The 11,967-nt window shown below is 70.1% G+C and carries 9 protein-coding genes; 3 read left to right on the top strand and 6 right to left on the bottom strand.

Going from position 1 to position 11,967, the window contains the following annotated elements; all coding sequences use genetic code 11:
* The 3 genes from sglT to G4D87_RS23270 form a co-directional block, all read left to right on the top strand.
* Positions 1-616: type IV pili motility protein SglT (sglT, locus tag G4D87_RS23280; protein ID WP_163784409.1), on the top strand; the 616-nt coding region annotated here is incomplete at its 5' end.
* Between the two features lie 162 nt (positions 617-778).
* Positions 779-2,572: a S8 family serine peptidase gene (locus G4D87_RS23275; RefSeq protein ID WP_163784408.1), complete on the top strand. Its 1,794-nt coding sequence runs from the start codon at positions 779-781 to the stop codon at positions 2,570-2,572.
* A complete protein-coding gene (locus tag G4D87_RS23270) occupies positions 2,569-2,784 on the top strand; it encodes a DUF5818 domain-containing protein (protein WP_163784407.1) in 216 nt (71 codons plus the stop codon). The genes G4D87_RS23275 and G4D87_RS23270 overlap by 4 nt, the downstream gene beginning before the upstream one ends.
* A gap of 16 nt (positions 2,785-2,800) precedes the next feature.
* Here the strand turns inward: G4D87_RS23270 and G4D87_RS23265 are convergent, their stop codons facing one another.
* From G4D87_RS23265 to G4D87_RS23240, 6 genes are all read right to left on the bottom strand, one after another.
* On the bottom strand, positions 2,801-3,994 hold the full coding sequence (locus G4D87_RS23265) for a type II CAAX endopeptidase family protein (RefSeq protein WP_240358517.1): 1,194 nt from the start codon (positions 3,992-3,994) through the stop codon (positions 2,801-2,803).
* A 282-nt stretch (positions 3,995-4,276) separates the two neighbouring features.
* Positions 4,277-6,832: a 1-acyl-sn-glycerol-3-phosphate acyltransferase gene (locus G4D87_RS23260; protein ID WP_163784406.1), complete on the bottom strand. Its 2,556-nt coding sequence runs from the start codon at positions 6,830-6,832 to the stop codon at positions 4,277-4,279.
* Positions 6,833-6,844: 12 nt separating this feature from the next.
* Entirely contained in the window at positions 6,845-8,566 is a 1,722-nt protein-coding gene (argS, locus tag G4D87_RS23255; RefSeq protein WP_163784405.1) for an arginine--tRNA ligase, read from the bottom strand.
* Positions 8,567-8,641: 75 nt separating this feature from the next.
* Positions 8,642-10,339, bottom strand: a complete 1,698-nt coding sequence (locus tag G4D87_RS23250; protein WP_163784404.1) for an ATP-binding response regulator — start codon at positions 10,337-10,339, stop codon at positions 8,642-8,644.
* A 100-nt stretch (positions 10,340-10,439) separates the two neighbouring features.
* A complete protein-coding gene (locus tag G4D87_RS23245; RefSeq protein WP_163784403.1) occupies positions 10,440-11,171 on the bottom strand; it encodes a HEAT repeat domain-containing protein in 732 nt (243 codons plus the stop codon).
* A 91-nt stretch (positions 11,172-11,262) separates the two neighbouring features.
* The coding region (locus G4D87_RS23240; protein WP_275902299.1) for a DnaJ C-terminal domain-containing protein at positions 11,263-11,967 on the bottom strand (705 nt) is incomplete at its 5' end.

The following is an 11,967-nucleotide window of genomic DNA, read 5'->3' as shown; positions in this document are numbered from 1 at the left end:
GTTCCTCGAGCGCGCGACGCTGGTGCCGGTGGGGTCGGAGGTCATGGAGGGCACCGCGCACCGGGGGAGCCGGGCGCCGCCGTTGCTCGTGATTCCGCCTCGGCCGGACGAGGGGGGCGGGATGGACCACGTCATCGCGGCGGAGCTCGTCTGGGCGGTGGCGAACGCGGGCTTTCCGACGCTGCGCTTCAACCACCGGGGTGTGGGGGCCAGCCAGGGCCAGCGGGGCCGGGACCTGGAGCTGCTGGCGGACGCGGAGGCCGCCATGCGGATGCTCCTGGAGAACGCGGGGACTCAGGCGCTGGCGGTGGCGTCGCTCCACGGGGGCGCTCAGGTGGCCCTGGCGCTTCAGGCGAAGTACCCCGCCGTGGGCGGCCTGTGCCTGGTGGCCCCGGCCCTGGTGGCGCCGGAGGTCCTGTCCCGGGTGACGTGCCCGCTCCTGGTGGTACAGGGCGAGGAGGACACCCGGTTGCCCCGGGCCGCCGTCTCCGCCGCTGTCGCTCGGACGGGGGGCGACTTAGAGGTCATCGACGATGCCGGTCCCACCTTCCAGCGGAACCTTCCTCAGGTCGGCCGGGCCGTCGCGGCATGGCTGCGGCGGCTCTCCGGTGGATGACCGGTGTAGCGCAAACCATCGTACTTCTTCACGTTTCTCCTCCTTGCCGCCCTTGCACGCAGGGAGAGGGGACATCCAGACTGTCGGTGCAGACCCAATCGTCGCGACGTTCGTTCGTAGGGGTCTTCCAGACGCGTGGTTCGTTTCTCAAGGAGTGGCCTGATGCGGAAGGTGCGATGGACCCTGGGTGGCGCGGCGCTGGCCCTGACGCTGACGGCCGCCTGTGCGCCCGCTTCTCGTGAGCAGGACACGCCTCCCCCGGCGAATCTGAGTGCGCTCGACGCCCGGGACGTGGTGGCGAGCGCCATCGTCGTGGACTTCAAGGACGGCACGACGAAGGCGGAGTTCGACGCCTGGGAGACCGACTGGGGCGTCGACCTGGAGCTCAACTCCGTGGAGAGCGCCGACGAGGCTCTCACGGTGGCGGTCGGCGTGGACGACGTGGACGGGGTGCTCGAGCGCATCCGCCAGCACCCGGCCGTGGAGGCCGCCGAGCCGCTGATGGAGGTCCGTGCCAGCTTCACGCCGAACGACCCGCACTTCACGCAGCAGTGGAACCTGCGGATGATCGACATGCCCAAGGCCTGGGAGCGCAACCGGGGCAAGGGCGTGGTGGTGGCGGTGCTGGACACCGGCATCGCGTACGAGGACCACGGCGACTTCAAGCAGGCGCCGGACCTCAAGGGCGTGAAGTTCGTGAAGGGCTTCGACTTCGTCAACGACGACGAACACGCCAACGACGACCACGGACACGGCACGCACGTGGCGGGCACCATCGCCCAGGCCACCAACAATGGCGAAGGCGTGGCGGGCGTGGCCTTCGACGCGACGCTGATGCCCGTCAAGGTGCTCAACCACTTCGGTGGCGGGAACACGGCGGACATCGCGGACGCCATCCGCTTCGCGGCGGACAAGGGCGCGAACGTCATCAACCTGTCCCTGGGCGGCGGGGGATACTCGCAGGTGATGGCCAGCGCGGTGGAGTACGCGCGCAAGAAGGGCGTCACCGTGGTGGCCGCGGCCGGCAACGGCGGGCGTGCGACGGTGGAGTTCCCCGCGGCCTACCCGGGCGCGGTGGCGGTGTCGGCCGTCGGGCCGGACGGCGTGCTGGCCCCGTACTCCTCCTACGGCAAGGAGCTGGACATCGCCGCGCCGGGTGGCGACAAGCGCCGGGGCGACCAGGGGGGCATCCTCCAGAACACGCTGGACCCGCGCGACGTCTCGCGCTTCGTCTACGCGTCCTACCAGGGCACCAGCATGGCCACGCCGCACGTCGCGGCGGTGTCGGCGATGCTGTACGCGGCCGGCGCCAAGGGCCCGGACGAGGTGGAGCAGGCCCTCTACGCGGGCGCGAAGAAGTCGGCGGACCAGGCGTGGAGCGAGCAGTACGGCCACGGCCTGCTCAACGCGGAGGCGTCGCTCGCGTCGCTGCGCGGTGGGGGCTCGGCGCAGTGGCCGCCGCTGTACTGGGCGCTGGCGCTGCTGGCGTTCGTGCTGCTGACGCTGCGCGGCCGGGCGCGGCCGGGCTACCTCAACGTGTTGGTGCGGCCCGCCTTCCTCATCCCCCTGTTGCTGTCCACGGTGGGTGCCTTCTTCCTGCGTGGCTGGTTCGGGGGCGCTGAGGGGGCCGCGGGGGACGTGGTGCAGGTGGCGTCGCTGCCCCTCCCGGACTGGGAGCGCATCATCTTCGGCCGGGGCCGGACGGTGAACCCGCTGTTCTACAGCGCGCTCATCCCGCTGCTCCTGTCGCTGCCGGCCATCAAGTGGCGGGGGCTGCGGTCGGCCATGGGGGGCCTGGCGCTCGGCTTCGCGGGCTTCCTGGCCTACACGGCCTGGGCTGGGGCGCCGGCGCTGGCGTGGCTTCCCTTCGCGTTCCTCGCCAAGCCCTGGCTGGGCTTCAACACCCTCATCTGCCTCACCGTCGCCCGCGCGATGCTCCAGAAGGAGGACGCGTGAAGCTCACCGGCCGCGTCGTCTTCCGTGACATCGAAACGGGCGTCTGGGTGCTGGAGGGCGACGACGGCACCACGTACCAGCTCGCTGGCGGAGACCGGAAGATCAAGAAGGACGGTCAGCGCATCGAAGCCGAAGGCAGCGTGGACGGGGACACGCTCACCAGCGCCATGGTGGGCCCCATCTTCCACGTCAGCACGTACCGCTTCGTCTGAAGCGGCGCGCCGCGGGTCAGGGCTTCAGCCCTGGCCCGGTCTGGACGCGGTGCGCGCGAATCTGCCGCTGCCGCTCCTCGTAGTAGGCCTCCATGGGAAGCTCCCCTCGGCGCGCCGAGGCGCGCAGCGCGCTCAACGCCTTGCGCTCCGCATGCAGCGCGGGGGCGCCGGGAGACTCCAGCGTCGGCAGCGGGTGCTGCGCGTCGTAGAAGTTGAGGGAGAGGCCTCGCGAGTCCACGGCCACCAGCAGGCCCAGTGACACCGTGGCCCCCACCACCCAGGGAAGCATCAGCCGCGCCAGCGAAGGCGTGGGGCCGGGCTCCCGGGCCTCCTCGTCGCTGGCGCGCGTGCCGGGGCCCCAGACGCCGGGCCGCCGCCGCGCGTAGGACAGCAGGACGCTCATGCCCGCCCAGCCCGCCGCCGCGAGCACGAGCACCAGGCGGGGGTCCGTCGCTTCAGACGTCGCTTCGGAGGCCTCCGCGCCCAGGGCCTTGGCGGACAGGAACAGCACCGAGGACACCAGGTTGTTGGCCGCGTGGGCGCCAATGGCGGGCCACAGCGAGCCGGTGCGCAGGTAGAGCCACCCGAAGAGCAGGCCCAGCTCCGTGCGAGCCAGGAAGCCCACCGGGTCCAGGTGGAAGGCGCTGAACACCACGGCGGAGATGACCAGGGGCGCGGTGGTGGGCGCGGGCGCCGGTGGTGTGAGGCCCCGCTGGAAGATGCCGCGGAAGAAGAACTCCTCGCAGACGGGCGCGGCCACCGACACCCCCAGGAGGATGATGGCCAGCTCCAGCGGCGTCTGGTCCGCGAACAGCTTCGAGCTGTCGAACATCCGCGTCAGCCACTCCGGCGCCACCGACTGGGCCAGGAACTGGATGGGGACCACCACCGCGAAGAAGTTCGCCACGCCCAGGAGGAAGCCGAAGAGGGTGGCCGCTCGCGGTGCTGGCAGCAGCCCCGTGTAGAGGACGGGGCGCCAGCCCGCGTTGCGCAGCATCACCCAGCCCAGGCCCAGGAACACGACCAGCTCGGTGAACCAGATGCCGAAGGCCGGGTTGGCGAGCTGGACGGTGCCGCCCACGAGGATGAACGCGCCGAGTGCGAGCGCGGCGCTCACCACCGCCAGCCACCTGGGGCTCGTGCTGAAGCGGGTGCCAGAGGGCGGCCCCGGTGGAGGGGCCGCAACGTCGCTGGGGGTGGCGTCTTCCAACGGGCTTTCTCCTATTTCTGTACTGGTCGAACCTTGACGTCCTTCATCCTGGCTCGAGCAGCGCGGCGGCGTTCCAGGTGGAAGCCCGCACCGAGGCGCAGGCGTACCAGATTCGCGCGTGGCGTGGCAGCACGCCGGAGAGTCCGGTGCTGTTGCCGCGGCGACGAATCCCTCCAGTACCTGGGATGCGACGGCGTCCCTGCGCCCGCGCAACATGAACGTGCATCCTGACGACGACAGCGTGCTGTTCGCCGAGAGTGCCGCGGTGGGCCTGCGAGCTGCTCAGCCGCGCTTCAGGTACCCACGGATGTCGTCAACGAGCTGGGTGCGGGCCTGCTGCTCGGTGGCGGCGGGGCCCAGCGTCAGCTTCTTGTCGGCCTCGATGAGCAGCTTCTGATCCACGAGGAACGCCACCGCGTTCTCCAGCGTCACCTTGGCCAGGGACTCGGAGGCGGTGATGCGGCCGGCGTGGTACTCCGCGCGGCCCGTCTCCAGGGCCATCTTCACGAAGGACTTCCGGTCCTCGACGGTGCCGTTGGCCACGTCCTGGAGCGTCATGGCCGCCAGCAGGTAGGCCTCCAGGTAGTCGCGCAGCATGTCGGCCAGGAACTCCAGGTCCGGACGCGCGTGGGCCTCGGGGGCCACGCGGAGCGTCTCGTTCTCCTCGAGCACCAGGCCCATGCGCTCCAGCCGCTCCACCGTCTCCGCGAAGATGGAGTCGAACGTGGTGCCCACCCGGTAGATGAACTCCACCTTGAAGAGGCGGGACAGGAACAGCGCGCGCTCCTTCACGGTGTCGAAGGGCGCGGGACTTCCGCTGGCCAGCATGGCGTTGGCCACGAGGCTCCGGGAGGCCACCAGGTTCATCAGCGTGTTCTTGTAGAAGGACAGCTCCGGGCGGCGTGCGTCCTCCACCTGGTAGATGACCTCGCCACGCGCCTCCTGGGTGCGCACCATCTCGTCGGAGATGAACGTGCGCATGGCGTCCTGGATGGGCCCCATCGTCTCCGGGTTGCTGGGGGCGTTGCGCATCTCCACCGACTGCGGCGAGCCCTCCTCCACGGCGATGCGGCGCAGGATGTTGATGCGGTCCGCCATCTCCCGCTGCGTCAGGCCGCGGCGGCGGTGCGAGAGCAGGGCGGTGCTGACCAGCGCGTGCGGCGTCACCGTGGACACCTTGCTGATGCCGTACATCACCCGGTTGCCCAGCGCGCGGACGAGCCCCTTCTTCTGCTCGTCCGACACCGGCTCGTCCGGGTTGATGCCACGCGCCTGCATGAACGCGCGCAGGGAGATGGGCTCGTCGAACCCCAGGTGGATGCGGCCGTAGCGCGCCGCCAGCACCTTGGGCGTGCTCAACAGCGCCTTGAGGTCCTCGGGCTTCTTCTCGCCGCCCGCGAGCTCCTTCGAGTAGCTGCCGGACTCGACGACCTTCTCGTAGTCGATGGCCACCGGCACGAAGATGAGGTCATCGCGCGCGCCCTCCAGCACGGACTCCACCTGCCAGGTGAACATGCCCAGCTTGGGCAGCAGCAGCTTGCCCGTGCGCGAACGGCCGCCTTCCGGGAAGAACTCCTGGTGGATGCCGTCGTGCACCAGCTTGCGCACGTAGGCCTTGAAGGACGCGGCGTAGACCTTGTCGCCCTTGAAGGAGCGCCGGAGGAAGAACGCGCCGCAGCGGCGGAAGAAGGTGCCCAGGGGCCAGAAGGAGAGGTTGGCGCCGGCGGCCACCAGGGGCACCGCGTAGCCCCGGTTCCACAGCACCCAGCTCATCACCAGGTAGTCGACGTGGCTCTTGTGGCTGGGGCACAGGACGATGGGCGCGTGGCTCGCGGCCTTGAGCGCGCGGTGGAGGCCGGCCTCGTCCACGTGCATGCCGTCGTAGATACGGTTGAACACCCACTCCAGCACGGGGGAGGTGAAGGCCAGCGCGGTGGGGCTGGGCTTGGCGGCAATGGCCTCCAGGTTGCGGCGCGCCTCGCGCAGGACGCTCTCCGGCTTGCGCCCGGATTCCGCCGCGCACTCCTCCACCACCTTGCGCAGGGCCCTGTCGCGCAGCGTCTCGTCGATGACGCGCGAGGCGGGCTTCACCGGCGGACCGAACACGGCCCGCGTTTCGCGCGCGAGGTGGACGTGGAGGCTGCTGCGCACCTTGCGGGCCAGCACCTCATCCGAGTCGCGAGGGTTCTCCGCGACGAAGCGTTGCAGGTCGATGGGCTCGCCCACGCGGAACTGCGCGCGCTTGTAGTTGCGGAAGAAGGCCAGCATCGAGTGCAGGAAGCCCGGTGCCTCCGGGCTGCCGAAGACCACGTCCACCCAGTTGGGCTTCAGGCGCGCGGGGCGCTTCTCCCAGACGAACAACTCCGGCACCAGGTACACCGGCGTGCCGGACTGGCGGGCCATGGCCACCAGGGCGGGGAAGGGGTCCTCGCGCGTCTCCTTCCCGGACGGCCGGAGCAGGGCGGTGCGGCGCAGGAAGACCAGGCCGCTGCCCCCCGTCTGCCGGGCGTGCTCGAAGCGCTGCGTGAAGTCACCGCCCTGCTTCGCCTGGCGCCACGGTTTGGTGAACCATGGCCGCAGGTTCACCACGGCGCGCACGGGCGGCAGCGCCCGGCGCACCATGGCCCACGTCAGGTAGAGGAAGTTCACCCAGGCGGTGGTGCGCATGACGTGCACCACGAAGCCCTTCGCGTGCAGGTTCCGGAGCTCTGTTTCCGCTTCCGGCGGGAAGTGCACGCTCTCCAGGTAGCGCGTTCCCAGCGCCCGGCCCATGGGGCCGAACTCGTCCTTCAGCGAGGACGCTCCCTGATTCGCAGTCGGTGACAGCGCGGTCTCCAAGAATGCTCCCGGCTACATGTTGTCGGGCGTGGGAATGCCCAGCAGCGTCAGCCCCGCGGCCAGCGTAACCCGGGCGGCGTCGATGAGGGCGAGTCGCGCAGCACGCAGCGCGTCATTGCCCTCGACGTTGATGCGCTTGTCGCGCTCCTGGTTGCCCAGCGTGTAGTAGCGGCTGAGCGCCGAGGCCACGTCGAGCAGCAGCCGCGCCACGAGGCTGGGCTCGTACTGCTCCGCCGCGTCGCGCACCACCTCGGGCAGGCGCATGAGTTCGCGCAGCAGGGCCTGCTCCTCGGGGAGCGTCAGCAGGGCCGCGTCGTAGCTGGTCGGCGCGCCGCCGCCCTTGCGCAGCACGTTGACGGCGCGCGCGTGGGCGTACTGGAGATAGGGGCCGGTGTGGCCCTCGAAGCTGAGCACCTCGTCCCAGTCGAAGGTGTAGTCGCTGGCGCGCTTGTGCTTGAGGTCTCCAAAGGCGATGGCGCCCAGGGCGATCTGCTCGGAGAGGGCGTCCGCGTCGTCCGTCTGGATGCGGCCGGCCTCCACGTTCTCCCGCACCTTGACGGAGACGCGCTCGCGCGCCTCGTCCAGCACGTCGTTGAGCTGGACCACCTGGCCCTTGCGCGTGCTCATGCCGTGGATGCGGCCGAACGCGACGTGGACGGCGCGGTCCGCCCAGGGCAGGTCCATTTCCTTCAGCGTGCGGAACACCTGCCGGAAGTGGAGCGCCTGGTCCTGCGCGACGACGTAGAGCGACTTGTCGAACTGGAAGCGCTCGTACCTGTCCTGCGCGGCGGCCAGGTCACGCGTGGCGTACAGCGTGCTGCCGTCGTTCTTCTTCAGCAGGATGGGCGGCTCGTTCTCCGCGTAGGGCAGGTCGACGATGAGCGCGCCCTGCGACTCCTTCACGCCGGGCTTCTTCGCAATCTGGTCGATGACCGCGTCCATCTTCCCCTGGTAGCGGCTCTCTCCCTCGATGTGCTCGAACGTGATGCCCATCCGCGCGTAGATCTTCTTGAAGCCCTTGATGCTGGTGTCCCGGAACTGGTTCCAGAGCTTGAGGGCCTCGGCGTCACCGGCCTCCATGCGGCGGAAGAAGGCGCGAGCCTTCTCGTCGAACTCGGGCTCGGCCTCGGCGCGCTTGTTGGCCTTGACGTAGACCTCCACCAGGTGGCCCATGTCGTCGATGCGGGCCGGGTCGCCGTACTCCTGGAAGCCCACGGCCACCAGGCCGAACTGCTTGCCCCAGTCGCCCAGGTAGTTGATGCCCTCCACCCGCCAGCCCAGCGCCCGGTAGATGTTGGCGATGCAGTGGCCGAGGAACGTCGTGCGGATGTGGTGGAAGCCAATGGGCTTGGCGATGTTCGGCGACGAGTAGTCGATGGCCACCGTCTTGCCGCGGCCCGCGTCCTCGTCACCGCCGTAGCGAATGCCCGCGCCGCGCGCGGCGTCGATGACCTCCGCCGTGAAGGGCAGGGCGGTGAAGCGCGCGTTGACGTACGGACCCACGGCCTTGATTTCCAGCCCGGGGACGCTGAGCGACTGCGCCAGCCCGGCGGCGATGGCGGGCGGGGCCTTCTTCTGGGCCTTGGCGAGAGGAAAGGTGGCGAAGCTGAGGTCGCCGTGCGCCGGCTCGGCGGGCTTGACCTGGGCTTCGATGTCGGCGGCCGGCACGCCCAGGGCAGTGGCAAGAGCCTGGGCGAAGGCGGCGCGATAGCGGGAGTAGACGGATGTGCTCATGGGACCGCGGGGATACTAGACAAACCGAGGTGGCTTCCGGCCACCTCTTGTTCGCGCCCAAGGCGAATCCCCCACTCAAGGCACGGCGGGGGCTCGCCGACTGGGCCGGACCACCGCGGAGACGGTGTCCAGCAGCTTGGGCAGGTTGAGAGGCTTTTCGAAGAAGCCGTCGATGCGCTCCAGCCCCTGGCCCGAGGTGAGCGACGCCACCTCGGTGGCTCCAGAGATGATGTACACGACGATGTCCGCCAGCGACTCGTTGCCGCGGATGTAGCGGAGCACCGACTGCCCGTCCTCCTCGCTCAGCCGCAGGTCGAGCAGGACCATGGCCGGCCGGATGTGGGAGAGAATGGACCGTGCCTCGGAGGCGCCCGAGGTGGCCATCACCCGGTAGCCTTCCTGCTCCAGCACCTGCTGAAGCACCTCGCGGCAGTCGGCGTCGTCCTCCACCAGCAGGATACCGCCCGACTTGGGCGCGGCCTGGGCCATCTCCGGCGCGCTGACGGCGCCGGCGAACATGGGGAGCACCATCTGGAAAGTGCTGCCTTCACCCAGGACGCTGGCGCTCTCCATGCGTCCGCCGTGGAGGGCGACAATCTTCCCCACCAGGGGCAGCCCGAGCCCCGCACCGGGCGGCCGGGGCATGCCCGGGGTGGCGCGGTAGAAGGCGTCGAAGACGTGCTCCAGGGCCTCGCTGGACATGCCGGGGCCGCTGTCCTTCACGGTCAACATCGCCAGGCCGTCCTCGGCGGAGACGCGCACCTCGACGGAGTCGTCCGCCTCGCTGTGGTGGATGCCGTTCTCCACGAGGTTGTGGATGGCCTCGGCGATGCGCTCGCGGTCGCCGCGGACGAACACCTCGGGGCAGGGGGGAATCAACACGCGCACCTTGCAGTGCTCCGCGAGCGCCCCCAGCGAGCGCACTACTTCCTCCGCCACGGCCTTGAGTCCGAAGGGACGTTGATTGAGCTGCATCTTCCCGGACTGGAGCCGGGACATGAGCAGCAAGTCATTCACCATGCGCAGCATCCGGTCCGAGTTCCGGTCGCAGATCTGCACCGCGCGGCGCTGGGCATCCGTGAGGGGCCCCAGCTTCTCGCGGCCCATCATCGCCAGGTAGGACTTGATGGTGGTGAGCGGGTTCTTCAAGTCATGCGAGACGTTGCCCAGCAGCTCCTCGCGGTTCTGCTCCAGGCTCTTGAGGCCGGCGATGGCTGTCTGCAGGTCCTTGTTGCGGCGGGCACTGTCGTCACGCAGGCGCGCCACCTCGTAGGCGGCGGTGAGCTGCGCGGCCAGTGACTGCAACAGGATGTCGGACGGCTCGCGCCGGGAGCCCAGCACCACCAGCACGCCACCGACGCCCTGCGGGCCCTCGAGCGGTACCGCGATGATGTCCCCATCCCGCAGCAGCGCCTTCTGGGAGAAGGCCCGGCCCACCACGCCCTCACCGGGGACGGCGGCGGTGACGCGGTCGTCGTAGCGGCCGCGCACGTGCTCGACGTGGAGCTGCTCCCGGGAAGGGAAGTAGCGCGCCACGTAGCAGACCTTCGGCTTGAGGAGCGTGTGGAGGGTCTGCAGGTGGGAGCGGAGCGCTTCGGTGGGCCCCGCGTTGTCTGTCAGGTGCCGCGACATCTCCAGCAGGGCGCGGTGAGCCACATCCGCATCCACCGAGGGGAGCGGCTTCGCGGGCCGCTTCGGAGTCTTCTTGGCCGCCTTCGCAACCGGACGCAGTGGTACGACTTCCGCCAGCGTCCCCTTCTTCTTTGAGCGCACGGGTGAATCCTTGCTCAAGTTCCGCGCGCATGTGAACGGCCTCTGTCCTCCGAGGCCTTCCGGAGGACAGTGTCCATGTCGGCTGGCCGACAGCCGGGGCTCAGGCCCTGCGCTGGATGCGCTGGTCGTTGCCCAGGGCGTAGGGCTCCACCAGCAGCGGCGCCACCTTCTCCTGGTAGCCCTCCACGGAGAAGCCGCCTTCCGCCAGCGCGCTGAGCACGGACGTCTGCACCCGGCGAGCCGTCTCGTCGGCGGTGAGCAGCTTCAGCATGGGCTCGCGCGCCGGCTCGTACTTGAAGGCGCCCAGCGTCTTGAGGGCGGCGATCTTCACGTCGTCCGACATGTCCTCCAGGAAGGGCACCACCACGGGGGGGATGCGAGGGTCCTGGCTGCCGGCCACGTGGTGCAGCAGCACCACCCGCTTCTCCGGGTTGCGCGTGTAGTGGGCGGACAGGTGCTGGAGCGCGTTCACGCAGGCGGTGATGGTCTCCTCCTCGGAGGTCAGCTCACCGAGCAGCCGCAGGGCCCATGAGGCGGCCTGCTCGCTGGTGCGCAGGAACTCCAGGATGGGCGGCACGGCGACGTCCTTGCCGAAGCTCTTCACCAGCTCGAACGTGTGCTCCTTCTCATCCGCGTCCGTGGTGAGCGGGTCCACGGTGATGGTGAAGCGGCTGAGCAGCACGGACACGGCCTCGGGGACCTTCATCTCCCCCAGTTGCTGGAGGGCCTTCTGCCGGGTCGCGGGGTCTCCGTACTTCTGGGTGACCTTGGGCTTGAGCTTGAGGGCTTTCTCGGGGCCCGAGCCGCCCGTGAAGATGTCAAAGAGGCCCATGTGCGCGTGTGCTCCGTAGGGTTCGGCGGCGTGAGAAGGTGGGGCGCCGTCCGTCTATGACGGTGCGGCGCCCAGGACAAGAGGCAAGAGCCTAGAGCGTCAGCTCGCGGCGGACATCGCCCTGGTAGGCCCGGGCGAGCGCCTCGGCGGCGGCCCGGGCCTCGGCCGTGGTCTGCTCGGGGACCTTCACCTGGAGGTGGAGGTACAGGTCGCCCTGGGCTCCGCCCTTGAGCGAGGGGACGCCGCGCCCCTTCAGCCGCATGCGGCGGCCGGATTGGGAATGGGGGAGCACCTTCACGGTGACTTCCCCCTGGAACGTGGGGACACGCACGTCTGCGCCCAGCAGGGCCTCGGAGACCGTCACGGGCAGGTCGAGGTGCAGGTCGTCGCCCTCGCGACGCATGAGGGGATGCTCGGCCACCTCGGTCTCGATGTAGAGGTCACCCGGGGGGCCGCCTCGTGTCCCCGCCGCGCCCTGGCCGGAGAGCCGCACCTTCGAGCCGGTGTGCACGCCCGCGGGAATCTTCACCGTCAGCCGGGCCTGCTCCTCCTTCATCCCAGAGCCCCCGCACTGGGGGCAGGGCGGCGCGGCCTTGCCCGTGCCGTGGCAGTGGGGGCACGCCCCCGCGCCACCGAACAGGCTCCCGGACCGGCGGGACCGGCCCGTCCCGTTGCAAACGGTGCAGGTGGACACCGGCCCGGACGTGCCCCGGCCGCTGCACGTGGCGCAGCGGCCCGGACGGCTGAAGGCCAGGGGGCGCTCGGTACCGGAGACGGCCTCGGCCAGGGTGAGCTG

Source organism: Myxococcus vastator, assembly GCF_010894475.1.
Taxonomy (GTDB): Bacteria; Myxococcota; Myxococcia; order Myxococcales; family Myxococcaceae; genus Myxococcus; species Myxococcus vastator.
The sequence above is the reverse complement of the archived record's forward strand: the minus strand, read 5'-3'. Positions and strand labels throughout refer to the sequence as shown.